This is a genomic window from Lysinibacillus sp. LZ02, from assembly GCF_050613145.1.
Taxonomy (GTDB): domain Bacteria; phylum Bacillota; class Bacilli; order Bacillales_A; family Planococcaceae; genus Lysinibacillus_B.
Map to the genome: position 1 here is coordinate 941910 of NZ_CP192507.1, position 25363 is coordinate 967272.

Consider the following 25363-nt stretch of genomic DNA (forward strand, 5'->3'; position numbering starts at 1 on the left):
TAGGGGCGAGTATGATGTTCGAAGCTGTAATTGTGGATGCTATTCGAACGCCAATGGGTAAAAGAGGTGGCAGTTTAGCGAATGCGCATCCAGTAGATTTACTCGGTTCGGTACTAAAAATATTAGTAGAAAGAAATGAGCTTGATCCAGCGATTGTTGATGATGTCATTATTGGCTGTGTCGATCAAGTGGATGAACAATCATCGAACATTGCTCGGAATGCTTGGCTTGCTGCAGGTTTACCGATTACTGTACCGGGTGTCACGATTGATCGACAGTGCGGTTCGAGTTTACAAGCGGTTCATTTTGCTGCACAGGGGGTTATGTCTGGGAGCTATGATGTGGTCATTGCCGGTGGTATTGAATCGATGACGCGTGTGCCAATTGGAACTTCTGCTCGCGACGGAAAAACACCGATGACAGAAAGCTTGTTTCAACGTTTTGATTTACAAGGCTACGGCTTTAACCAATTTGCCGGCGCTGAAATGATTGCACATGAAATTGGTTTAACACGCGAGCAAATAGATGCGTACAGTGTGCGTTCGCATCAGCGTGCATATGAGGCACAGCAAAATGGCTATTTCGACAAAGAAATTATCCCTGTATCCGTGAAAGATGCAGAAGGCAATGTATTCGTATTTGATCGGGATGAGACGATTCGCCCAGATTCATCGCTAGAAAAAATGGCGAGCTTGCAGCCGGTGTATCCAGGGCTTCAAACTGTTACACCAGGCACATCGAGTCAAATTTCTGATGGAGCTAGTGCTGTGCTCATTATGAGTAAAGAGGCAGCCAAAAAATACGGGCTCAAACCACGCGCGGTATTTAAAGCCTTTTCAGTTGTCGGCTCTGACCCAGTCGCTATGCTTAAGGGGCCGGCGATTGCTACAGAAAAAGTATTACAAAAAGCTGGATTATCGAAAGAGGATATCGATTTAGTTGAAATTAATGAAGCATTTGCCTCTGTCGTATTACGCTGGGAGCATGAAATCGGTATTCCACTAGAAAAAGTAAATGTCAATGGTGGTGCCATTGCTCTTGGACATGCTCTCGGTTCAACGGGTACACGACTCGTAACGACACTGTTATATGAACTAGAACGCCAGCAGTTACGCTATGGTCTCGTGACAATTTGTGAGGGACCAGGGATGGCAAATGGCTTAATTATAGAACGAATGGAAGGGGAAATGAAGCATGAACTTTGACAATAAAGCAATCATTATAACAGGTGGTGGATCAGGGCTAGGAGAAGCAACGGCTCGTGCTGTTGCAGCTGCTGGTGGATTCCCAGTCATTCTCGATTTAAATGAAGAAAAAGGGCAAGCAGTCGCAGAGGAATTAAAAGGTGTCTTCTTTCAAATAAATGTCGCAAAGGAAGAGGAAGTACAAACAGCGATTCATGGGGCAGTAGAAAAATACGGTGCTATTCATGGCGTTGTCAACTGTGCCGGACTTGGGACATCAACACGTGTTGTTGGAAAAAAAGGTGTCTTTCCGTTAGATGAATTTAATTTTGTTGTACAGGTGAACTTAGTTGGTACGTTTAATGTTATTCGTCTAGCTGCTGCTGCAATGGTTAATAATGAGCCGAATGAGCACGGTGAGCGTGGCGTCATTGTCAATACGGCATCTGTTGCAGCGTTTGATGGGCAAATCGGGCAAGCGGCATATTCAGCCTCTAAAGCAGGGATTGTTGGTATGACATTACCTATTGCGCGTGATTTAGCTAGCTATGGTGTACGTGTTATGACAATTGCACCTGGTATTTTTAATACACCGTTAATGGCAATGGCCCCACAAGAAGTAAAGGATGCGTTAGGGAAGCAAATTCCATTCCCTTCTCGTTTAGGCGAAGCCCCTGAATTTGCGCATCTTGTGCAATCGATTTTTGAAAATCCAATGTTAAATGGCGAAACGATTCGTTTAGATGGTGCGATTCGTATGGGCCCACGATAAGGAGGAACTAATATGAATTTAGAAACAATGACGGTTGAACTGTTAGCGTATGGTGTGCAAGTTGTAACGATTAGCAACCCCCCTGCCAATACATTAAACTTAGCCATTCAACATGATTTATTGCAACTGATTGATGAAGCGAACCATAACCCAGCAATTCGTGCAATCGTCTTTAAATCAGCCAATCCGAAAATTTTTATTGCAGGGGCAGATTTAGGACAAATGAGTAACAGTACAGGTGAAGTGGATTATGAGGAAGGGGCAAAGCAGCTTCAAGATATTTTCAATGCGCTAGAAGCTGTTCGTGTACCGACCATTGCAGCGATTAATGGACATGCACTTGGTGGTGGGTGTGAATTTGTATTAGCGTGTGATTTCCGCATTATGGGCAACGGTACAATTGGCTTAACGGAGTCCTCGCTAGGGTTATTGCCAGCTGCAGGTGGGACACAGCGCATGACGAAGCTTGTTGGTGGAGCAAAGGCACGTGAATTGATGTTCTTGAGTCAGCGTTTGAAAGCAGAGGAAGCGGCAGCGATTGGGCTTGTGACAAAAGCGGTTGTACCAGAAGAAGTGGAAACAGAAGCGATTGCACTGGCAACGACATTAGCACAAGGAGCAGTAGGTGCTTTAGGTTTAATTAAAGAATGCATTTTAGCAGCTGAGCTTCCGCTTGAGCAAGGTTTAAAAGTAGAGCGCGAAGCATTTGCGAAAACATTTGCAACAGGTGAGCCAACGGAAGGGATGAGAGCATTTTTCGAAAAGCGTCCACCGAATTTCATCAAGCAAGTAACAACATGAATCACTGTGGCAGGTTCTTTTTAGAGCCTGCCTGTTTGCACTTTAAGGAAGGCTCAGCGCTTCGTCCACAGAAAGGGAGTGCAATACAGTCAGATAGATAACGGTAAAATGAAACAGAACTTAAAACAAAGGGGAGCATGCGTATGTTACTAAAAGGGTTAAAAGTATTAGATTTTTCATTATTGCTACCAGGACCGTTCGCAACAATGATGTTAGCAGATTTGGGGGCGGAAGTTGTACATGTTACAAAACCAGCAGAAGAGCCTGTTTGGGTTGTAGACGAATATTTACAACGCTCAAAAAAATTAATTGCCGTAGATTTAAAAAATCCAGAGGTGATCGCCTCTTTAAAAGCGTTAGTGAAACAATATGATATTGTTGTTGAGCAATTCCGACCAGGCGTCATGGAGCGTCTTGGACTTGGTTATGAAGAGCTAAAAAAGATTCATCCAGGCGTTATTTATTGCTCGATTACAGGATATGGGCAAACAGGGCCTTTGAAGGATCGTGGAGGTCATGATATTAACTATGTCTCGCTTGCCGGAATTCAGGGGTATTCGGGTACACAAGCGGAGGGGCCTGCTCAAATCGGGATTCAAATGGCAGATATAGCAGGTGGGTCATTGCACGCTGTCGTTGGGATTTTAGCAGCGGTGATTTACCGTACGCGTACGGGGGAAGGGCAACATCTCGATATTAGTATGACGGACTGTGCGTTAGCATTAAATGCATTATCGGCACCGGAATACTTAGTGAATGGTAAACCTTTGGAACGTGAGCGCCTCATGTTGAACGGTGGAACGTTTTATGGGTATTATGAAACAAAGGACGGTCGCCATTTATCAGTAGGAAGCCTCGAGCCGAAATTTAGACAACAACTCTGTACGGCGATTGGGCGTGAAGATTTACTCCCGTTAGCGATGAGCTTTAAGTCAAAAGATGCTATTGCTTTGAAAGAGCAACTGCAGCGTATTTTTAAAGAGAAAACATTGGAGGAATGGACGTCCATTTTTGCGCAGGTAGATGCTTGTGTAGAACCGGTACTCACATTTGAAGAGACGGTGGAACACCCATTGTTTTCAGCGCGTGAAATGTATGTGGAAGTAGCAAAAACAGATGGCACAACACAAAAACAAATTGCTTGTCCGATTAAGTCCAATATCTTTCAGCCAGTTTATCCTACTGCTGGGGTAGCAGCAGGCACGCATAATGAGGAGATACTCGGATCGCCTATAAAATAGATAGGGGATGGAACAGTGTCAAACGTCATAACAATTGGAACAAAGGCGGTATATCCTATTATTTTTGAAGTGGATTACGGTCAAATGAAAAGCATCAATTGCTATTTATATCAACATGGAGAAAGCTTAACATTAATCGATGCAGGCATTGATTTACCTGCTTTCCGCGAATTTTTTAATCAAAAATTGAAAGAGTATGGCTTTACAATCCATGATATTGATCAAATTTTATTGACACATCATCATGGGGATCATATTGGGATGGTCAATCATATTGTAAAGCAAAAGCAAGTACCTATATATGCACATCATGTAGCCATTGAACGTTTGCATTTAACAGAGGCGTATCAGTTGCGGAAGCGTCAGTTTTTTCAGCAGTTGTACGAAGAGTATTCTAGTTTAGAGTTAGCAGGTCCACGCCTAAAAAAGATGGAACAAACGTACCGAGATACAGAAGCATTAAAAATTGATGCACCGATTACTGCATTTTCTGATGGTGATACAGTTTGTGGCTTCCACGTCATTGAAGTTCCAGGCCACTCGCCGGATTCCGTGTTATTTTATGACCGCGAAACAAAATGGTTATTTGCTGGTGACCTAGTATTGTATACAGGTACGACCAATGCATTGATTGACCACGATGAGCAGTTGAATTTATTGCCAACGGTGATGCAATATAGGCAGTCGCTTGAAAAATGTATGCAACTTGATATAAGTGTGATTTACGCAGGACATCAACAACCGTTTTCGAATCTATCGGAAATTGTAGAGAAAAATTTACAGCGGATGGATTTTAAGCTAGAACGTATTGTGAGTAAGGTGGCAGAGGGACATAAAACAGCCCTTCATTTAGCGAAGGCGATTTACGGTGACCGAATGAAACGTGAATTCTCACTTATTATGTCTGAAATTATTGGCTATGTCACATATGCAGAAATGCAAGGGATGATTGAAAAAAAAGAAAATGGTAGGCAATGGGAGTTTTTGGTGAATTCATAAAAAAGTATAAGAAATGTCAAAACTGTCGTTCGATTGTTAAAGTGCAATCGAAGGCAGTTTTTCTACTTGGTGCATAAATATTGTCAATAATTTGTCAAAAACAATAGACAGAAAATTTCGTAAGTCGTAAAATGAGACTCATAGATAGAGAGGGGGCTATTAACATGAGAGTTATTCGCACAATTGCCCAAATCTGCATTTTATGGGTGTTTTATTATATTGGTGTACTAATTGTCGAGTGGACGGGGATTTTTATTCCACCGAGTATTGTCGGTCTTGTTTTATTATGGGGATTACTGACACTAAACGTGATTAATGTCAAATACATTCAAGATGGTGCCGGCTTTTTAATTGCTTTTTTAACATTATTTTTTATTCCATCTACGGTTGGAGTCGTGGAATACCCTGAATTACTAACGGTGTCAGGACTTTTACTCGTTTTAGCTGTATTTTTAAGTACCGTGATTACCATTATCATAGCGGGAAAAGTGAGTCAGTTTATCGAACAGAAGGAGCAGGCGGTAAAGGAGGAAGCAGAGCATGCTAGCATTACTCATCATCATTAGTACAATTATATTATTTATGATCCTTCAAAAAATCTATTTAAAAGTAAATCATCCGTTTTTCTTACCTTTATTATCGACGACGTTTATTACGGCAATTATTTTAATTGTGTTTAATATTCCGTATAGCACATATATGCAAGGTGGGGAGTGGATTCAAAAAATGCTAGGGCCCGCTGTTGTTGCTTTAGCCTATCCATTATATAACCAGCGTGAGCTAGTTTATAAATATAAATATTCGATTCTATCTAGTTTAGTAGTAGCAATGCTATCTGGCCTTAGTAGTGTATATGTATTATTGAAACTGTTTAAAGCGAGTGATGCATTTATGTTGACGGCTTTGCCGAAATCGTTAACAACACCAGTAGCAATGCAGGTGAGCAGTACGATTGGTGGCATTGCGCCATTAACGGCAGTACTCGTAATGGTGGCGGGGTTTACAGGAGCCATTTTTGGACCTTTTCTATATAAAATTGCGCGTATTGATACAGCGATTAGTCGCGGGGTATCAATGGGTAGTGCAAGTCATGGCGTAGGGATTTCAAAATTAAAAGAATATGGTGAGGAAGATTTATCGATTGGTTCACTCTCTATGGGGCTTAGTGCAGTATTAGGCGCATTTATCTGTCCAATATTTGCAATGCTCATCATGTAAATAGAGGCTTTACAAGTTTAATGAGCTAATCGAGATTTTGATGAAGCGAGTGAATTAGAAAAAAGTATGTTATGGAAGGTGGTAACAGCCGCTCTTTTTAGCTAATAAAAAAACTTGAGGGCAACTTACCCTCAAGTTTTTTAGAAAATTGCACGACGTTCTTTAATGACGCGGATATTTTGTAATGTTGCATCTTCTGGTCCCTGTACTGGCAGACCTGCTTCTATATTCATTTGAATATATTTAATGTTATCTTGTGTAATCACTTCGCCAGGAATAAAAATTGGGATTCCTGGTGGGTACACCATAATAAATTCAGCAGAAATGCGATCATGAGCTTCTGAAAGTGGAATGACTTCTGTCTCTGCATAAAATGCATCACGTGGAGACATCGCAAGTGCTGGAATTTCAGGTGCTTTTACGTTAGGTATCTTAATCGCTGCTTCAGAGTCAAATGCTTGCGACATGCGTATTAAAGCATTCACGAGGAGATTCATTTCCTTTTTCGTATCACCAAGTGTTACTAAACATAGGATATTATATAAATCTGATAACTCGACTTCAATATTAGCATTTTGGCGTAACCATTCCTCTGCAGTATGTCCTGTAATCCCTAAATCTTTTACGCTAATCAATAGCTTGCAAGGGTCCATATCAAATGTTGCAGAAGAGTGAAGCTTTTCACGACCAACACATGTTAAATGTGGAATGGCATTAATCCGTTTTCGCGTATCTTTTGCCAAACGAATGGCATCATCAATTAAATCATGACCATGTACAGCTAATTGGCGACGTGCGCAATCTAAAGAGGCTAGTAATGGATAGGATGTTGATGTTGTTGTGAGCATCGAAAAGATCGACTGTGCACGTTTAGCAGAGACACGTCCTTCACGTATATTTAAGATGGATGTCCCTGTCATGGAGCCGCCTAGTTTATGCACACTTGTGGCTGCCATATCAGCACCTGCTTGCATTGCTGATAGTGGAAGCTCGTCATGGAATTTAATGTGTACACCATGTGCCTCATCGACAATAACAGGAATATCACGGGCATGTACGATTTCAACGATGCGTTTTAAATCAGCAGCAAAGCCAAAATACGTTGGGTTAATGACTAAAACAGCTTTCGCATCTGGGTATTTTTGTAATGCTTTTTCTACTGATTCTGGTGAAATTCCATGAGAAATACCTAATTCAGAGTCTACTTCGGGATGAATGAAAATCGGAATTGCACCTGCAAATACAATTGCCGACATAATCGATTTATGAACATTCCGTGGTACTAGAATTTTATCACCTGGGCCGACGACGGTCAGAACCATCGTCTGAATTGCGCCACTAGTACCTTGAACGGAAAAAAATGTATGATCAGCACCGAAAGCTTCTGCAGCAAGGGCTTGTGCTTGCTTAATCGCTGCTTTAGGTGAATGTAAATCATCTAGCGGAGCAATATTGATTAAATCAATTGATAAAACGTTGTCGCCGACGAACTCTCGAAACGCCGGGTCCATACCGGAACCTTTCTTATGGCCTGGAATATGGAACTGAATTGGATGTCTGTTTCGATGCTTGAGTAAAACGTCGAACAATGGAGTCTCTAACTGTGACAACGCAGGTACCACCTCACTTAAATTAAATTTTTAAAAACAAATGAATTATAGCACCTATTGCATCGTGTGACTATATGTAAAGTTAGAAAATTCGTCTTATTTAATAGCGAATAAAAAAATTTAAAAGAAAAAGGGGTCATTTTAATGAATTGGGAGACACGTATAACAAAATTATTAAATATAAAATATCCAATTATTCAGGGTGGACTTGCATACTTAGCGTATGCAGACTTAGCTGCGGCTGTATCCAATGCAGGTGGACTTGGTCAAATTACAGCAATGAGTTTACCATCGCCAGAAGCACTAAGAGAAGAAATTGAAAAAGTACGTACGTTAACGGACAAGCCATTTGGGGTAAACTTTGCCATTGGTATGTACGGTAAAGGGTATGAGCCAATGGTTGAAGTCGCAAAAGAAATGAATGTACCCGTCGTGACGATGACAGGTGGCAATCCAGCACCTATTTTCGATATTTTAGAAGGTAGCGATTGTAAAAAACTTGTATTAGTCGCAGCACGTCGTCAAGCACAAAAAGCAGAAGAGCTAGGTGCAGATGCGGTGATGGTCGTTGGACAAGAAGGTGGAGGGCATCTAGGGCGTGATGATGTTGGGACGATGGTACTTGTACCACAGGTCGTAGATAGTGTATCCATTCCGGTTATTGCCTCTGGAGGAATCGGTGATGGGCGTGGTTGGATGGCCGCACATGCGCTTGGTGCAGAAGGAATTGAAATGGGCACACGATTTATTGCGACAAAGGAATGTGTGCATGCATCTGACGTGTACAAGCAAGCGCTATTAGACAGTGTAGAAACTGATACGACGGTGATCAAGCGTTCAATCGGTGCACCAGCACGGGCACTTCGTAATGAATTTACGGAACAAATTTTAAAAATTGAAAGTGAAACACCAACGTATGAGGCATTGAAAGATTATATTAGTGGTAAAGCAAATAGACGCTATATTTATGATGGCGATATAGCACAAGGGTTTGGCTGGGCTGGTCAAGTAACCGGAATGATTCATGATATCCCAAGCGCAGCGGAACTCATCGAGCGAATGGTTGTACAGGCTACAGAAATCCGTTTAAAATGGGGGCAGTAATACAGAAAGGCCATTATCGATCTATAGGGTGAAATGGCTAGAAAGAACAACGAAGGTAGGTTACAGCATGGAATATTCGTATCCATTATCAACGGATTGGACAACGCAAGAAATGGTAGACGTTGTACATTTTTTTGAGGCAATCGAAGCAGCGCATGAAAAAGGTATTAAGCGTGAAGTATTTATGGCGAGGTATCGTCGTTTTAAAGAAATTGTTCCATCGCAAGCAGAGGAGAAAACCATTTTCCGTGAATTTGAGCAAGCGAGTGGCTATGTGGGTTATAAAGCGGTAAAAATGGCTAAAGAATCAGCAGACGGACAGATCATTCGTCTATAAAGACAAAAGGTGTAGTAATCGTGAGGGACGATTACTACACCTTTTTACGTGAATTGCTTAGATATTATTTTTCTAAAAGTCTATATACGTGATGCAACTAGAGTAGCGAGTGCATACACTGTATCAAAGCTATCGCCAGGAAATTCTGCTACTGCAAAGGGTACGCCTAATTCGTGACATAGTTGCTGGCACTCTTCTCCAATCTCAAAATAAGATTCGACATCGGCAGCGAGTGACAGTAATTCACATGTGACAAAGCCAGTGCTACCTGAAGCATGTAGTTCACGAATTTTATCTTTTACATCTGGCTCTAGCCAATTTGCTTTCCCGCCAGAAGAACGATAAGTAAGATGGAAGTTACGAATATTCGACTTAGCAGCAATTGCTGTTGCTAGCTCTGTAAATTGCTTCACATAGATCGCATTGCGTTCTGGATCAATTGGTTGGCTGTGCACAGTAAATAAGATGTGGGCATTGTCCTGTGATGCAAGTGGTAACCAATGCAATGCACGTGTTACACGTTCAGTATAAACATTCACAATCCCTTCATCTGTATGCCAATCTGTTATAGCGATATGCTTTATATTGTTTTGTGCAACTAAATCGGCTACTTCTTGATGCACGGCGCCACCACCAGATGCAGAGAAAATCGGGTTAATGGATAGCGTAACGATTGTCGTTACACCGTCATTTAGTGCCTGTTTTACAGCATCCTGCACGAATGGTGAGGTATGTTTATAGGCATTGTAAACTTTTATAGGCTCCTCCAGACGACGATTGAGTAAGGTTTCTAAACCTCTAGCAATACGTTGGGTAGAAGAGGCAATAAAATCCGGGAATCCAGACTTTTTAAACGATGCCTCAATTTGTTCCATCATCGGTGTTGGAACAGGCTTGCCATTGAGAATATGGCTAAAATATGTACGAACATCATCGATTGATGTTGGTGCACCATATGCATAATAAATGATACCAATCATGTGTTGTACACTCCTTTCAACTCATAGTATATAAAATATAATTTAAATTGTGCACTTAAATGATAATCATTTTCAATATTTTTTAAAAAATAATTAACAGACATGTCATTATTCCACACATCTGTTAATACAATAATTATTTTCCAACGAAAATATTGTAAATTAACAGTAAATCATCGAATGTTTTTTTCGTAAATTGCATAAACTCATCAGAAGAAAGGTTAATTGCATCATCAGCTGCGATATGTCGACCTACTAACAGTTCACCTTTTTTTACATCGCGCAAGCGTATAATAAGTGTCTCAAGTTTTTCACTACGTGCTTCCCCTAATTTTATGGCATCTGGGGACATATGATCACCTGAAATAATGTAATCATCACTTAATTGATTAAATGCATCAATATTTTGCAATAAGCGTTTGGCCATCTCAGCTTTTTGAGGTGCTTCGTAAATGATAGCGGTAACAATAAATAAATGACTATTCCACAAACCGATTTGAAAATGTGGTAATGCTTTGTAGCCTCGCTTATAAGGGGCAAAAGCTACCCAAGAATCTTTTGGAGGATTTACAGTTCGACGTGCATGCTTGGCAACGTGATGGAAAAATTCATCTCCAGTTTTAGTACTTAAATAATTGGAAAAGATTTCACCTAGTGTATGGAATTTAGGACGAACAATGGTAGTCAATGCTTCCATGCGCTCATCTAAACCATTTATTTGAAAAACATTAAAATCCTCCGTCGTCCACTGTACATTACTCAAAATTAATAACTCCTTTCGATTTTTAGGTTTATTTTAATAAGTTTTTGGGAAAAAATCATATAACACACACTTTCCATAATGTCAAAAAGTGTTGCAAAAAAATGCTAAGGAAGTGATGGAAAATGAAACAGATGATTAAAATTATACGCAAAGTTGATATTGAAAAGCAATATGAGCAAATTTTGCGTCTAGAGCTGGATTATGAGCTTGCATCTCTGTATGTTGCGATGAAGGATCAAGACAATGTAGAGATGGAAAAGGCTAAAAAGCGATTAAAGGAAATTCATGAGGAATTAGAAGGTCTCCATGCATATGCATAACAAAAAGTTCATACCAAACTAAAAAATCACTTGCTGAGTGTTCGGACAGCAAGTGATTTTTTGTTATACTAAACATATAGTGCAAATTTACATTCATTCATTATATAGATGGAAACAGGGAAGAGGAAGGTGGTTATACAGTGGATTTAAAGCGATTAGATGCATTTGCAAAAGGGATTATTTTCGAAGCTGGAAAACGTATACGAGAATCATTTACATATGATTTAGAAGTTGAAACAAAATCGAATGCAAATGATTTAGTAACGAATATTGATCGTGAAACAGAGCTTTTTTTTATTGAACAAATTCATGCATTTGACCCGACACATAAAATTATTGGAGAAGAAGGGATGGGGGAAAGACCGGACTCTCTAGCTGGGGTTGTTTGGATTATTGACCCAATCGATGGCACGATGAACTTTGTCAAGCAACATCGCCATTTTATGATTACGGTTGGGATTTACATTGATGGTATTGGAAAACTTGGGTACATATTCGATGTAATGCGTGAGGATTTATTTTATGCGATTGCAGGGGAAGGCGCTTGGTACAACGATTCACCGATGCGCAAACTACAACCATTAAAAATTGAAGAAGCAGTGATTGGCATTAATGCTAGTTGGGTAACACCAAACCCAAAAATTAATCATGAAAAATTAATCGAGCTCATTCGAACAGTACGTGGTACGCGTTCATATGGCTCAGCTGCAATGGAAATTGCCTTTGTAGTGAGCGGTAAACTAGATGGTTATATTTCGATGCGGCTAGCACCTTGGGATATTGCAGGTGGCATCATTATTGCACAAGAAGTTGGTGCAATCGCAACCAATTTAGAGGGAAATGATTTTGATTTAATGCAATCCGATACGTTTATCATTGCCAATCCTTCTATTCATCAACTCATACTAGAAAACTATATCGAACAGAAATAAAGAAAGCCACCAAATGTGTAAATTTGGTGGCTTTTATTCAAAATAAGAAAGTATAAATTTTTTCAAATTGAAAGAGTGTCTAGCGCAAGCGGCCCAGCCCCTCGTGACGTTTCGAAAGTCTCTTCGTGTGCAAGCACACTGTGAGCCTATCTCCAACGCATGTCGGGGCTAGAGAGGGCGCTTGCGCTTTTCTTAGATTATAAAAGACCTGCTTGTACGAACTTTTTCTTTTGTTTCATACCCATTATAAAGACTACGCACGTGGCGATAATGCAAGCGATAATACCAATCATGCCAGCCGTATCGTAGGCATCTGTTCCAGCCATAAATACAAGAGATACGGAGAAGCCGATCCCAATCATCGAAAGCATAGCTGCGAGTGCGTAAATAAACATGACAAATTTTGCTTTATTCATGAGAAATCCTCCTCTAAAGATACTATATTAAGAGAACAATGTTCAATTTCCAAAAAGACATTTGTGTCTACATATGCTATAATAGCACAGTTAAACAACTGAAAAAAGAATATGGAGTGGAATAATGACAAATTTACGTCAAGATTTACGTAACATTGCAATTATCGCGCACGTTGACCATGGGAAAACGACGCTAGTAGACCAATTATTAAAACAATCAGGGACATTCCGTTCGAACGAACAAGTAGAAGAACGTGCAATGGACTCAAATGATATCGAGCGTGAGCGCGGTATTACAATCTTAGCAAAAAATACAGCTGTTAACTATAACGGCACACGTATTAACATTTTAGATACACCAGGACACGCGGACTTCGGTGGAGAAGTAGAGCGTATCCTCAAAATGGTAGACGGCGTTTTACTAGTAGTAGACGCTTATGAAGGCTGTATGCCACAAACTCGCTTTGTATTAAAGAAAGCACTAGAGCAAAATTTAACGCCAATCGTTGTAGTGAACAAAGTCGATAAAGATTCAGCTCGTCCAGAAGAAGTAGTAGACGAAGTGTTAGAGTTATTAATCGAACTAGATGCAAATGACGATCAATTAGACTTCCCTGTTGTGTATGCTTCAGGTGTTAATGGGACGGCTTCATTAGATTCGAACCCAGCAAATCAAGAAGAAAACATGCAGTGCTTATTTGAGCAAATCATTGAGCATATTCCATCGCCAATGGATAATTCAGATGAGCCACTACAATTCCAAGTAGCATTACTTGATTATAATGACTTCGTTGGGCGTATCGGTATCGGCCGTGTATTCCGTGGGACGATTTCTGTCGGTCAGCAAGTAGCGTTAATGAAGCTTGATGGCACAGTGAAAAACTTCCGTGTAACGAAAATTTTCGGCTTCTTCGGTTTAAAACGTGAGGAAGTACAAACAGCCAAAGCAGGTGACTTAATCGCTGTTTCTGGTATGGAAGACATTAACGTAGGGGAAACAGTTTGTCCTGCTGAGCACCAAGAAGCGCTACCGCCATTACGTATTGATGAACCAACATTACAAATGACATTTTTAGTCAATAACTCACCATTTGCTGGTCGTGAAGGGAAATGGGTAACATCTTCTAAAATCGAAGAGCGTTTACGTGCACAATTACAAACAGACGTATCTCTTCGCGTAGAGGATACAGATTCACCGGATGCTTGGACAGTATCAGGTCGTGGTGAATTACACTTATCGATCCTAATCGAAAACATGCGTCGTGAAGGATTTGAGTTACAAGTATCGAAACCACAAGTAATTATTAAAGAAGTAGATGGCGTGAAATGTGAACCAATCGAACGTGTGCAAGTAGATGTACCAGAAGATTGCGTAGGTTCAATTATCGAGTCACTTGGTACACGTAAAGGTGAAATGTTAGACATGATTAACAACGGTAACGGGCAAGTACGTATTATTTTCAACGTACCAGCGCGTGGCTTAATTGGTTACTCAACAGAGTTCATGTCGTTAACAAAAGGTTTCGGTATTATTAACCATACGTTTGATTCGTACCAACCAGTTGTAGCAGGTAAAGTAGGAGGCCGTCACCAAGGTGTACTTGTATCAATGGAGAACGGTAAATCAACAACTTATGGTATGATGGGTGTAGAAGACCGTGGTACACTATTTGTGGAACCAGGTACAGAAGTTTACGAAGGGATGATCGTTGGTGAAAATACACGTGAAAACGACATCACAGTAAACATTACAAAACAAAAGCAAAAAACAAATATTCGTTCTGCGAATAAAGACCAAACAAACGTGATTAAAAAACCTCGTCTCATGACACTTGAAGAAGCGTTAGAATATTTAAGTGATGATGAGTACTTAGAGGTAACACCAGAGTCAATTCGTTTACGTAAACAAATTTTAGATAAAAACGAACGTGAACGTATTGCGAAAAAGAAAAAATACGCTGAAATGGAGCAGTAAAAGCGTATCAAAAGAAAGGATGAAGGATGTTGTTGAATTTAGCACTAAACTTTATTCAAGCATCTGCACCTACTGATGAAATAACGCAAGTTTATAGTAGAATGTCTGGTATTACGCGCTATATTTATGAAAATTTAGCGACGGTAGATGCGTCAGGTGCGGTTGATTATACGATTCCAGGTTATATTACGTTAGCGCTTATATTTGTCTTATCAGCGATTGTATATAAACTAGGCTTCGCAAAGACATTACCGTTATGGCAAAATGCTATTATTTATATATTCCTATTTTTAGGATGTATTATGCTGACATTCTTCGCATTCTTCCTCCCAATGGTGGAAGGGTTAATTGTTGCAGCGTTAATCTTAATCGTCTATAAATCACGCTTATGGCGTGAGAAACGTGAAGAGCAAAAAGCTGTAGCAAAATAATTCAAAAAGCTCGAATCTCCTATCTTAACGGAGATTCGAGCTTTTTTAGTAGCTTATGATAGAACGTGGATTTTATAAAGATAAAAATATTCTAATAAACATACATTTCCTGAAATGCTAAAGGTGAAATAGGTTTCTATCAAGGCACCCTTTTAGGCGATTTTGCATAACCTACTCTAGATAAAAGACCCTATTATTTAGAGGAGGATAGTCGTGAAAAGATTTGTGAAATCTGGTTTTGTTGTGATGTTCACATTGATGTTACTTCTCGTTCTGTCAGCGTGTGGCGAGAAAGAACTGCAAGATGTGAAAGTTGGTGAGGTTACACGCTCCATTTTTTATGCCCCTCAATATGTAGCAATTGAAAAAGGCTTTTTTGAAGAAGAAGGCTTGAATGTCGAGTTAACGACAATCCCTGGTGGTGATAAGACGATGACAGCTTTACTATCTGATGGCATCGATATCGCCCTTGTAGGCTCGGAAACATCGATTTATGTAACCGCTCAAGGGGCAAACGATCCGATTAAAAACTTTGCACAGCTTACGCAAACAGACGGGACATTTTTAGTAGCACGTGAGAAAATAGAACACTTTTCTTGGGATATGTTAAAAGATTCTACTTTCTTAGGGCAGCGTAAAGGCGGTATGCCACAAATGGCGGGCGAATTCGTTTTAAAGAAACATAGCATTGATCCACACAATGACCTCGAACTGATTCAAAACGTAGACTTTGCCAATATTGCCTCTGCTTTTGCATCGGGTACGGGTGATTATGTTCAATTATTTGAACCGACTGCCTCTGTGTTTGAGAAAGAAGGAAGAGGTTATATTGTAGCGTCATTCGGTACAGAATCCGGTCATTTACCATATACAGCATTTATGACGAAAGCGAGCTTTATTGATAGTGATCCTGAAACGGTAGAGAAATTTACAAGAGCGATTAAAAAAGCCCAAGACTGGGTGTATGAAAATAGCGCGGAAGATGTAGCGAAAGTGATTCAACCGTTCTTTGAGGATACAGATATTGAGTTAATCACAACAGTTGTAGAACGTTACAGAGCCCAAGAATCCTATGCAAAAGATCCAATTTTAGATGAAGAAGAATGGGACAATTTGCAAGACGTTATGGAAGAAGCAGGCGAGTTGCCAAGAAGAATGGATTACAATGAGCTCGTGGATACTTCATTTGCAGAGAAAGTAACGAAGTAATATGGAGTTTTTAACAGTTAACAATGTACATCATACGTATTTTTCAAATGAAACGGCGACAGAAGCATTACAAAATATTCATTTATCCATTCAAAAAGGTGAATTTATCTCTTTTTTAGGTCCTAGTGGATGCGGAAAGACAACGCTTTTATCGATTATAGCCGGTTTATTCCCTCCAACTATGGGAACGGTTTTAATTGAAGAACAACCGGTTTACGGAAATGATCACTTGTCAATCGGTTATATGTTGCAACAAGATTATTTATTCCCTTGGAAAACCATTGAAGAAAATATTGCACTAGGGCTCACGCTTTTAAATAAAGAACAAGAGCAAATACAGGAAATTACGGCCCGCTTATTAAAAATGATCGGCCTACCGCACATCGGGCAAAAATTTCCTAGAGAGCTTTCTGGTGGGATGAGGCAGCGGGTAGCATTAGCTAGAACATTGGCAGTGGATCCAAAAATATTACTATTAGATGAACCGTTTTCCGCACTTGACTATCAATCAAAATTAAAATTAGAAGATTTAGTGTCCGAAATGTTGAAGGCATTTGGCAAAACGGCTATCCTTGTCACGCATGATATTGGTGAAGCGATTGCGATGAGTGATCGAATCTTTATCTTTTCCGCTCGTCCAGGGAGAGTATATAAAACATTTGAAGTGCCAGAAGAGTTAAAGCGTTTAACACCATTTAAAGCACGTACCCATCCAACCTACTCTACGCTATTCCAAATGATTTGGAAGGAGCTTGAAAGTCTTGAACACGGAAACACTTCACAATGAATATAAAAAATCATTAATAAAGGAAAAGCGATTGATTCGTTTTTTTCAACTTGTAATATTAATTAGTTTTATCGGTCTATGGGAGCTCGCTTCTAGATGGCAGTGGATTGATCAGCTCATTTTTAGTTCACCATTAAAAATCGGTGCATTATTTATCGATAAGATTCAAGATGGCACTTTATTTGCACATATTGGTATTACATTATTTGAAACCGTACTGGGCTTTATTATCGGTACACTGCTCGGCACAATATTAGCAGCTATTCTTTGGTGGTCGTCCTTTTTATCGAAAGTGCTAGATCCGTATCTAGTCATACTCAATGCGATGCCAAAAGTAGCGCTAGGTCCTATTTTAATCGTAGCACTGGGACCTGGTATGACATCGATTATTACAATGGGGGCCATTATTTCCGTCATTATCTCAACGATTGTTATTTATACAGCCTTTAAAGGGGTGGACGGAAATTATTTGAAGGTGCTGCAAACGTTTAATGCAAGCAGGCTGCAAATGTTTAAAGAGGCCGTTCTACCTGCATCCTTTCCAACGATTATTTCAACATTAAAGGTGAATGTTGGACTATCTTGGGTAGGGGTAATCGTTGGGGAATTTCTTGTCTCGAAACAAGGGCTTGGCTATTTAATTATTTACGGCTTCCAAGTATTCAATTTCAATCTTGTGTTAATGTCACTCGTGATTATTGCTATTTTTGCAACAATTATGTATCAAGTTGTAGAGCTACTAGAAAAGAAATTGGTGAAGAATGGGTGAAGAAACCCCTTGAGCATGCTCAAGGGGTTTTTGTATTTAAAATTCTTCATCAATCTTTGAAGAGGTGCGGTAAAATTTGAATTTGCCTGTTGCAATACGTTGTTCTGTTTTTTCCGCAATTCGTTCGCTACATGGCTCACACATATACGTATGAATGGGACGATTGCGTAATTTTTTTGCTAGGGGCAAATCATCTGATAGCTGGTGGATTGAATCACAAATGACGCATTTGACGCGCATGCTATTCCTCCTTATTGAACACGAATCGCGATAACCTCTTTGATCGGGTTGTCAACGTTTGAACCATCATCAAATAATAAGTGAACCGGACCGCCATCTGTAAGCGGTTTGCCACCTTGACTAAATTTGAAAATGATTGTTTTTGCTTCTTCAATCGAGAAGACATGCTCCTCCCCATTGGCACATTCAAATACAACTTGTGTCGCTTCTGGTTTAATTTCTGCATTTTTTAGGAAAGGGCTAATTGCCATCCCAAATGTACCTGTTAGCATCCCTTTACGGTCAAATTTACGTTCTGTTTTTAATGTTGGGGGGAAGACGGCACCTTCCATAATTTCACGTGACCAGTGTGCACCAACATCGGCTAAATATTTTTCTTCTGTATTATCAGGTGCTTTTTCTGTGACAAAGTAAGTCGTTAAATCAAGGCGGCGGTCATCGAAAATCCAAACGGTTGGATCGAGTGTTAGCGAATATGTAACCGCACCTTTAATAGGAATGATTGAGTTCATCAAAAATCCTCCTTTTATAATATATCCTCATACAGTATAACGCCTTTTTTACAAAATAAGAAACATTTAAATGAAGTTTGCGTCTATATGCAAAGACACTTGCATTTTTACCCCTGAAAAGATAAAATTTATTAAGATAGAGTCGAAGAAATATCAGATAATGGGGGCGTCCTCATGGATACTAAATCACAAGCTTCCTTCCAGGAGAAAGCATTAGAGCAGTTACAAACAGATGCAGGTAAAATTGCTCGTTTAATTAAAGTACAAATGGATAATTTAACGATGCCACAATGTCCTTTATACGAAGAAGTGTTAGATACACAAATGTTTGGCTTATCGCGTGAAATTGACTTTGCCGTAAAGGTAGGTCTTATTGAGCGTGAACAAGGCAAGGACATTCTTGATGCTTTGGAAAAAGAGTTATCCTTACTGCATGATGCATATACAGACAAATAACAGAAAAAACTCAAACGCATGTATAATGCGATTTGAGTTTTTTTTCTAAAATGAGGGTTAAAATAATGAAAAAATATTTCGCAACATACTTCAGGAACTTTGATTATTTGTTATTTTTTACATACATATTTTTATGCTTGTTTGGATTAGTCATGATCTACAGTGCGGGCATGATGGTCGGTATTGTGTATGAGGATGGAACACCAGACTATTTTTATCGAAAGCAAGTAATCAATTTAGTCATTGCTGCAGTTGTATTTTGTATCGGTGCCTTTTTCCCATACAAACATTATAGTAATAAATTCGTCATGCTTTTTGGTATGGCTATGATGGCGATTTTACTTGTTTGGTTAAATTTCGCTGGATTTGGTCGGGAGGAAACAGGTTCACAAAGTTGGATTCGAGTATTAGGTGTGTCGTTCCAGCCTTCTGAATATGCAAAACTATTTATTATTTTATATATAGCAGGTTCTTTTTATAAAAAAAGTTTAAAAGAAAAATCCATTCAATATGTAAAACCAAATGATATTGGTTATCCGATTGCGATTTGGCTTATTATTTTGTTGAGTGTCGGCTTAGAAACAGACTTAGGGGCATTCATTATTATTTTTATGATTGCTATTTCCGTTGTTTTTTTAAGTGGCATTCGAGGAAAGTCGTTATTTCGATTTTTTACTGTGTTAAGTGCATTTGGCGGTGTACTGGCCGGTGCATTAGCACTCTTTAAACATGATTCTATTTTTAATGCTAGTCGCGTAGGGCGATTACAAGTTTGGTCAAATCCGTTTGCATATGAACAAGGGTCTGGTTATCAAGTGATTAATGGTTATTTAGCGATTGGACAAGGTGGTTTAGAAGGGGTAGGACTTGGTCAATCCGTTCAAAAGCTTGGTTATTTACCAGAACCACAAAATGACTTTATAATGGCAATTATTGCAGAAGAATTAGGCGTTTTTGGGGTAGCCATCGTGATTGGTGGTATTGGACTGATCGTTCTTCGCAGTTTCTATATTGCAATGACAACAAAAGACCCACTAGCACGTATGATTGCAGGGGGTATTGGCAGTTGGATTGGGTTTCAAACCTTTGTAAACCTAGGGGGTGTATCGGGAGTAATCCCGTTAACCGGAGTAACGCTACCTTTTATAAGCTATGGCGGTACTTCTATATTGATGCTTTCTTTAGCGATGGGGATTTTAATTAATGTCTCCATGTATTATAAGAAAGATAAAAAAAAGCTATTATAGGGGGTTGAGGAGAAATGACACACATTCACAAAGTGTTAGTCGCAAATCGAGGGGAGATTGCCATCCGTATTTTCCGAGCGTGTACGGAACTAAAGTTAAAAACGGTGGCTATTTATTCGCGTGAGGATAGCGGTGCCTTTCATCGTTACAAAGCGGATGAAGCGTATATTGTAGGGGTAGGAAAAAAACCGATTGATGCTTATTTAGACATTGAAGGAATTCTTGCGATTGCCAAGGATGCCGGTGTTGATGCAATTCATCCAGGGTATGGCTTTTTATCTGAAAATGTGGAGTTTGCACGCCGCTGTGAAGAAGAAGGCATTTTGTTCATTGGGCCAACATCTAAGCATCTCGACATGTTTGGCGACAAAGTAAAAGCACGTGAACAAGCGATTTTAGCAGACATTCCTGTCATTCCGGGTACAGACGGTCCAGTAGCAAGTCTGGAAGAGGTAGCAGCATTTGGTGAAGCGTACGGCTATCCGATTATGATTAAAGCAGCGCTTGGTGGCGGAGGTCGTGGGATGCGTCTCGTACAGACGAAAGAAGAACTGGCTTCTTCGTATGAACGTGCTAAATCAGAGGCAAAGGCAGCATTTGGTTCTGATGAGGTGTATGTAGAAAAGGCCATTATAAAACCAAAGCATATTGAAGTACAAATTATTGGTGATACAGCAGGGAACATTGTGCACTTATATGAGCGCGATTGTTCTATTCAACGACGTCATCAAAAGGTTGTTGAGATTGCACCATCGAATTCGATTTCAACACAACTGCGTAATCAAATTTGTGATGCGGCTGTAAAACTAATGAAAAATGTAGGCTATGTGAATGCAGGCACAGTGGAGTTTTTAGTAGCTGGCGATAATTTCTACTTTATCGAAGTGAATCCGCGTATTCAAGTAGAACATACCATTACGGAAATGATTACGGGTGTAGATATCGTGCATGCGCAAATTAAAGTTGCAGCTGGCTATACCCTTCATTCACCTGAAATTAATATTCCGGCACAACAAGAAATCCCACTATTCGGATATGCGATTCAATCACGTGTGACGACGGAAGATCCAAAAAATGATTTTATGCCGGATACAGGAAAGTTAATGGTGTATCGTTCAAGTGGTGGGTTTGGCGTTCGCCTAGATGCGGGTAATGGATTCCAAGGCGCGGTTGTCACACCTTATTATGATTCGCTACTTGTCAAAATTTCGACATGGGGTATGACATTTAATGAGGCCGCAGCGAAGATGAGTCGAAACTTAAGTGAATTCCGTATTCGAGGTGTTAAAACGAATATCCCATTTTTAGAAAATGTTGTATTACATGAAAATTTTTTAACAGGAACATTCGATACAAGCTTTATCGATTCAACACCTGAATTATTTGTGTTCCCGGTACGAAAAGACCGTGGTACAAAGCTGCTCAGCTATATTGGAAATGTTACATTAAACGGCTTCCCAGGTGTAGAAAAACAAGCAAAGCCTATTTTTACGCAACCAGAGCAACCGAAAATTGATTTGCTCACACCGCCACCATTAGGTACAAAGCAAATTTTAGATGAGCGCGGTGCGGATGGGTTAGTCGAATGGATTAAAGCACAAGAGGATGTGCTATTAACGGATACGACATTCCGTGATGCACATCAATCTCTTCTAGCAACACGTGTGCGCTCGCAAGATATGTTCCAGATCGCAGATGCAACAAGTCGTCTTATGCACAATTACTTCTCGCTTGAAATGTGGGGAGGGGCTACGTTCGATGTAGCGTACCGTTTTTTAAAAGAAGATCCATGGGCACGTCTTGAAAAACTACGTCAACAAGTACCGAATGTACTGTTCCAAATGTTATTGCGTGGTGCCAATGCAGTTGGCTATACAAACTATCCAGATAATTTAATTCGGGCGTTTATTCAGGAATCGGCTGCATCCGGTATTGATGTATTCCGTATTTTTGATTCACTCAACTGGATCAAAGGAATGGAAGTAGCCATTGATGAAGTGCGTAACACTGGGAAGATTGCCGAAGCAGCCATTTGTTATACGGGCGATATTTTAGATGATACACGTGCGAAATATACAGTACAGTACTATAAAGAGATGGCACGTGCGTTAGAAAATACAGGTGCACATATTTTAGCGATTAAAGATATGGCGGGACTTTTAAAACCAGAGGCAGCTTATCGTTTAATCTCCGAATTAAAAGAGGCAACAAGCTTACCAATTCACTTGCATACGCATGATACAAGTGGTAACGGGATTTACTTATATGCCAAAGCGATTGAAGCAGGGGTCGACATTATTGATACGGCACTCGGTTCAATGGCGGGCTTAACATCACAACCAAGTGCAAACTCGCTCTACTATGCCATGAAAGGAAGTGAGCGTCATGTACGAGCGGACATTGCGTCACTTGAAAAGCTTTCTTACTACTGGGAGGATGTGCGTAAATACTATGTTGACTTTGAAAGCGGCATGAATGCACCTCATTCGGAAATTTACGTACATGAAATGCCAGGTGGTCAATACAGTAATCTGCAGCAACAAGCAAAAGCAGTAGGACTTGGCGACCGTTGGGATGAAGTTAAAACGATGTATTCACGTGTCAATATGATGTTTGGGGATATCGTGAAAGTGACACCGTCTTCGAAAGTAGTAGGCGATATGGCATTATTTATGGTGCAAAATAACTTAGATGAAGACAATATTGATGAGCGTGGACAAACATTGGATTTCCCAGATTCGGTCATCGAATTTTTCCAAGGCTACTTAGGTCAACCACATAGTGGTTTCCCAGAAAAACTACAGCAAGTAGTTTTAAAAGATCGTGAAGCGATTACTGTGCGTCCAGGAGAATTACTTGCACCTGTTGATTTTGAGCAATTAACGAGGGACTTAGCTGAAAAAATAGGGCGTGACGTGACAAATAAAGACGTGCTTGCCTATGCACTATATCCGAAAGTATTTGAGGAGTATGCAAAAACTGTCGATTTATTTGGCGATATTTCAGTGCTCGATACGCCGACATTTTTATACGGCTTAAAGCTAGGAGAAGAAATTGAGGTAGAAATCGAGAAAGGGAAAACGCTAATTGTGAAGTTGGTGTCAATTGGTGAACCGCAACATGACGGTACGCGCGTTATTTACTTTGAGTTAAATGGTCAATCGCGTGAACTTGTGATTCAAGATATGACAGTAGAGGTAGATGGCAGTATTGCATTAAAAGCAGATCCATCCAATCCAAATCAAATCGGTGCGACAATGCCTGGTACAGTACTAAAAGTTGTTGTATCGAAAGGGAGTTCAGTAAAGCGTGGCGACCACTTGTTGATCACCGAAGCGATGAAGATGGAAACGACTGTACAAGCACCAAAAGATGGGATTGTCAAAGAAGTATATGCTTCAGCAGGAGATGCCATTTCTACAGGTGACTTATTAATTGAATTAACATAAAAAATAAGAGTACGAGGTTTCAAACCTCGTACTCTTATTTTAATTTTTCGTTTTGATTGCTGCGATAGACAAGTAAAATCATATAGCAGAACAAGCCAAATAGTAATGAAATAAACAAAGAGTGTAATAGTGATACAGTCAAATTCAATTTTGTTAAAACGACTAACATGCCGGCTAATACTTGTAGTATGACAATAATGAATGCGATAATCCAGCCCCAGTAAATCACACGTTGCTCTTTGTAGTTTTTCACGACATGGAGTGTAATGTACAGTATCCAAATAAAAATGAGTAATACAGCAAATCTGTGCCCCATTTGAACCCACTCATACATATTGTATGGCAATGCAAATGGCTGATCGTTGCGACAGAATGGCCAATCTGGACAAACTAAGCTTGAGTCTGTATGGCGTACAAGTGCACCCGTATATACGACGATATAAGAGTAGATTGTAACCCCGATAATATGCCATTTTAATTTAGGTGCAATGAATACCTGATCTGCATCAAACTTTGTATCTACTTCAAATACTATTAAAGAAAGTAATAGCACGGCAGCAAATGAGATAAGAGAAATACCGAAGTGCAATGCTAAAATGAAATCCCCTTGCCCCCATAGTACTTGTGCAGCCCCAATCAGTGCTTGTGCAACAAGAAAGAAAATGGCGTTAAAGCCTAGAAACTTTACTTCTTTAATATGACCTAATTTGCGCCAAGTCCAAAAAACTAAAGCAACGATGAAAATGGATACGGAACCTGTTACTAGTCGGTGTGAAAATTCAATTAATACTTCTGTTGTAATTTCTTTAGGAATAAGAGATCCGTTACAGTCCGGCCAATTTCGTCCGCAACCTAAACCACTATCAGTTTTAGTAACGAGTGCCCCTCCTAAAAGGATCAGCAGCATGCCTAATGTTGCTGCTACAGCTAGCCATTTCAAATATTTACTATGTTGCATTATAATGTGCCACCTACTTCTAATATCAACATCGCTCTTAAAAAGCGTCTCTAGTTTTAGATGATAGCGAATAAAGTAGCAAAAGACAACTTCTAACGAGAATCCGTTTTTAGATACGATTTCCATTTCACAAATTGTTCATAAATTCGTACCCTAACTTTCACAAATGATAGTAGAAAATGGATTACTATATATATGTTGTTTTCTCGCGGATTCGCTTCATTCCGATTTCATGAAACTTTCACCGAAATTTCACCAAACGTCTAGAAATCATAGACAAATTTCGATATAGTTAATGATAGCGGAATATGCTTACAAAAATGAAAGGAATGGTAACTTTTAGGAAAGTCTTATACTGAATTGGAAAAGTCATCAGATGTAAAGGAATTATTTGCATTTATAAAAGGTTGAAAGTGGCTATTCTAATTTAGTGGTACTTTTCACATTGAGTGGGATGTTTGTCTTTTAAACAAGTTCTCTATTCATTTGCAGTATACATATTGAATATGGGATATTAGCCACTCATTCACGTGTTGCCGATTCTTAATTATTTGTAAGTGAAATTTTTTGATCTATGGCATTACTTGGTGCCAGCATGTGAGGACTAGTTAGAGACATAATATTTGAGGCGTTCAGCTGAGAAAATTAAATGA

Annotated in this window: 26 protein-coding genes; 19 read left to right on the plus strand and 7 right to left on the minus strand. The window is 39.6% G+C overall.

What is annotated here, in order from left to right; all coding sequences use genetic code 11:
* The first annotated feature begins 14 nt into the window (after positions 1-14).
* From ACQQ2I_RS04220 to ACQQ2I_RS04250, 7 genes are all read left to right on the plus strand, one after another.
* The gene (locus ACQQ2I_RS04220; RefSeq protein ID WP_431030450.1) at positions 15-1205 is read left to right on the plus strand and encodes a thiolase family protein; all 1191 of its coding nucleotides are present in this window, start codon (positions 15-17) and stop codon (positions 1203-1205) included.
* Complete coding sequence (locus ACQQ2I_RS04225) at positions 1195-1956, plus strand: 3-hydroxyacyl-CoA dehydrogenase (protein WP_431029337.1); 762 nt, start codon at positions 1195-1197, stop codon at positions 1954-1956. The genes ACQQ2I_RS04220 and ACQQ2I_RS04225 overlap by 11 nt, the downstream gene beginning before the upstream one ends.
* Before the next feature lie 12 nt (positions 1957-1968).
* Positions 1969-2757, plus strand: a complete 789-nt coding sequence (locus ACQQ2I_RS04230) for an enoyl-CoA hydratase/isomerase family protein (RefSeq protein WP_431029338.1) — start codon at positions 1969-1971, stop codon at positions 2755-2757.
* Positions 2758-2900: 143 nt separating this feature from the next.
* Positions 2901-3998 (plus strand): CaiB/BaiF CoA transferase family protein, encoded by a 1098-nt coding sequence (locus ACQQ2I_RS04235; RefSeq protein WP_431029339.1) that lies wholly within the window; start codon positions 2901-2903, stop codon positions 3996-3998.
* Positions 3999-4013: 15 nt separating this feature from the next.
* Complete coding sequence (locus ACQQ2I_RS04240) at positions 4014-4997, plus strand: MBL fold metallo-hydrolase (protein ID WP_431029340.1); 984 nt, start codon at positions 4014-4016, stop codon at positions 4995-4997.
* A 164-nt stretch (positions 4998-5161) separates the two neighbouring features.
* Positions 5162-5563, plus strand: a complete 402-nt coding sequence (locus tag ACQQ2I_RS04245) for a CidA/LrgA family protein (protein ID WP_431029341.1) — start codon at positions 5162-5164, stop codon at positions 5561-5563.
* Positions 5538-6215, plus strand: coding sequence for an LrgB family protein (locus ACQQ2I_RS04250; RefSeq protein WP_431029342.1), 678 nt, complete (start codon positions 5538-5540; stop codon positions 6213-6215). Before ACQQ2I_RS04245 ends, ACQQ2I_RS04250 begins: the two co-directional genes overlap by 26 nt.
* Before the next feature lie 140 nt (positions 6216-6355).
* On the opposite strand, the gene ACQQ2I_RS04255 is transcribed toward ACQQ2I_RS04250, so the two are convergent.
* The gene (locus ACQQ2I_RS04255; RefSeq protein ID WP_431029343.1) at positions 6356-7825 is read right to left on the minus strand and encodes an aminotransferase class I/II-fold pyridoxal phosphate-dependent enzyme; all 1470 of its coding nucleotides are present in this window, start codon (positions 7823-7825) and stop codon (positions 6356-6358) included.
* 144 nt (positions 7826-7969) lie between these two features.
* Here ACQQ2I_RS04255 and ACQQ2I_RS04260 point away from each other — a divergent pair, with 144 nt between their 5' ends.
* Both ACQQ2I_RS04260 and ACQQ2I_RS04265 read left to right on the plus strand, forming a co-directional pair.
* On the plus strand, positions 7970-8929 hold the full coding sequence (locus ACQQ2I_RS04260; RefSeq protein WP_431029344.1) for an NAD(P)H-dependent flavin oxidoreductase: 960 nt from the start codon (positions 7970-7972) through the stop codon (positions 8927-8929).
* A 67-nt stretch (positions 8930-8996) separates the two neighbouring features.
* Positions 8997-9266: a UPF0223 family protein gene (locus ACQQ2I_RS04265; protein ID WP_391366276.1), complete on the plus strand. Its 270-nt coding sequence runs from the start codon at positions 8997-8999 to the stop codon at positions 9264-9266.
* Positions 9267-9346: 80 nt separating this feature from the next.
* On the opposite strand, the gene ACQQ2I_RS04270 is transcribed toward ACQQ2I_RS04265, so the two are convergent.
* Both ACQQ2I_RS04270 and ACQQ2I_RS04275 read right to left on the minus strand, forming a co-directional pair.
* Positions 9347-10246 carry a ferrochelatase gene (locus ACQQ2I_RS04270; protein ID WP_431029345.1) on the minus strand — a complete coding sequence of 300 codons (900 nt, stop codon included), beginning with the start codon at positions 10244-10246 and terminating at the stop codon, positions 9347-9349.
* Positions 10247-10382: 136 nt separating this feature from the next.
* On the minus strand, positions 10383-11009 hold the full coding sequence (locus tag ACQQ2I_RS04275) for a YktB family protein (protein ID WP_431029346.1): 627 nt from the start codon (positions 11007-11009) through the stop codon (positions 10383-10385).
* A 122-nt stretch (positions 11010-11131) separates the two neighbouring features.
* Here ACQQ2I_RS04275 and ACQQ2I_RS04280 point away from each other — a divergent pair, with 122 nt between their 5' ends.
* Together ACQQ2I_RS04280 and ACQQ2I_RS04285 are read left to right on the plus strand one after the other, a co-directional pair.
* Positions 11132-11329, plus strand: a complete 198-nt coding sequence (locus tag ACQQ2I_RS04280) for a hypothetical protein (RefSeq protein WP_391366279.1) — start codon at positions 11132-11134, stop codon at positions 11327-11329.
* 140 nt (positions 11330-11469) lie between these two features.
* Positions 11470-12261, plus strand: a complete 792-nt coding sequence (locus ACQQ2I_RS04285; protein WP_431029347.1) for an inositol monophosphatase family protein — start codon at positions 11470-11472, stop codon at positions 12259-12261.
* 197 nt (positions 12262-12458) lie between these two features.
* On the opposite strand, the gene ACQQ2I_RS04290 is transcribed toward ACQQ2I_RS04285, so the two are convergent.
* On the minus strand, positions 12459-12677 hold the full coding sequence (locus tag ACQQ2I_RS04290; RefSeq protein WP_431029348.1) for a DUF5325 family protein: 219 nt from the start codon (positions 12675-12677) through the stop codon (positions 12459-12461).
* Between the two features lie 124 nt (positions 12678-12801).
* Between ACQQ2I_RS04290 and typA the strand changes: the two genes are divergently transcribed.
* The 5 genes from typA (at position 12802) to ACQQ2I_RS04315 (ending at position 17848) form a co-directional block, all read left to right on the plus strand.
* Positions 12802-14652, plus strand: coding sequence for a translational GTPase TypA (gene typA, locus ACQQ2I_RS04295; protein ID WP_431029349.1), 1851 nt, complete (start codon positions 12802-12804; stop codon positions 14650-14652).
* A 26-nt stretch (positions 14653-14678) separates the two neighbouring features.
* Complete coding sequence (locus tag ACQQ2I_RS04300; RefSeq protein WP_431029350.1) at positions 14679-15083, plus strand: YlaH-like family protein; 405 nt, start codon at positions 14679-14681, stop codon at positions 15081-15083.
* 246 nt (positions 15084-15329) lie between these two features.
* A complete protein-coding gene (locus ACQQ2I_RS04305; RefSeq protein WP_431030451.1) occupies positions 15330-16292 on the plus strand; it encodes an ABC transporter substrate-binding protein in 963 nt (320 codons plus the stop codon).
* A 1-nt stretch (position 16293) separates the two neighbouring features.
* Positions 16294-17079: an ABC transporter ATP-binding protein gene (locus ACQQ2I_RS04310; protein WP_431029351.1), complete on the plus strand. Its 786-nt coding sequence runs from the start codon at positions 16294-16296 to the stop codon at positions 17077-17079.
* The gene (locus tag ACQQ2I_RS04315) at positions 17054-17848 is read left to right on the plus strand and encodes an ABC transporter permease (RefSeq protein ID WP_431029352.1); all 795 of its coding nucleotides are present in this window, start codon (positions 17054-17056) and stop codon (positions 17846-17848) included. Before ACQQ2I_RS04310 ends, ACQQ2I_RS04315 begins: the two co-directional genes overlap by 26 nt.
* Before the next feature lie 36 nt (positions 17849-17884).
* Here ACQQ2I_RS04315 and ACQQ2I_RS04320 read toward each other — a convergent pair whose 3' ends face one another.
* Positions 17885-18088, minus strand: a complete 204-nt coding sequence (locus ACQQ2I_RS04320; protein WP_391366286.1) for a YlaI family protein — start codon at positions 18086-18088, stop codon at positions 17885-17887.
* Between the two features lie 11 nt (positions 18089-18099).
* The gene (locus ACQQ2I_RS04325) at positions 18100-18600 is read right to left on the minus strand and encodes a peptidyl-prolyl cis-trans isomerase (protein ID WP_431029353.1); all 501 of its coding nucleotides are present in this window, start codon (positions 18598-18600) and stop codon (positions 18100-18102) included.
* A 174-nt stretch (positions 18601-18774) separates the two neighbouring features.
* On the opposite strand from ACQQ2I_RS04325, the gene ACQQ2I_RS04330 reads away from it, so the two are divergent.
* From ACQQ2I_RS04330 to pyc, 3 genes are all read left to right on the plus strand, one after another.
* On the plus strand, positions 18775-19056 hold the full coding sequence (locus ACQQ2I_RS04330; RefSeq protein WP_391366288.1) for a DUF1507 family protein: 282 nt from the start codon (positions 18775-18777) through the stop codon (positions 19054-19056).
* Between the two features lie 65 nt (positions 19057-19121).
* Entirely contained in the window at positions 19122-20303 is a 1182-nt protein-coding gene (locus ACQQ2I_RS04335) for an FtsW/RodA/SpoVE family cell cycle protein (protein ID WP_431029355.1), read from the plus strand.
* Between the two features lie 14 nt (positions 20304-20317).
* Positions 20318-23752 carry a pyruvate carboxylase gene (pyc, locus tag ACQQ2I_RS04340; RefSeq protein ID WP_431029356.1) on the plus strand — a complete coding sequence of 1145 codons (3435 nt, stop codon included), beginning with the start codon at positions 20318-20320 and terminating at the stop codon, positions 23750-23752.
* A 34-nt stretch (positions 23753-23786) separates the two neighbouring features.
* On the opposite strand, the gene ACQQ2I_RS04345 is transcribed toward pyc, so the two are convergent.
* Complete coding sequence (locus tag ACQQ2I_RS04345; RefSeq protein WP_391366291.1) at positions 23787-24710, minus strand: COX15/CtaA family protein; 924 nt, start codon at positions 24708-24710, stop codon at positions 23787-23789.
* Between the last annotated feature and the right edge of the window lie 653 nt (positions 24711-25363).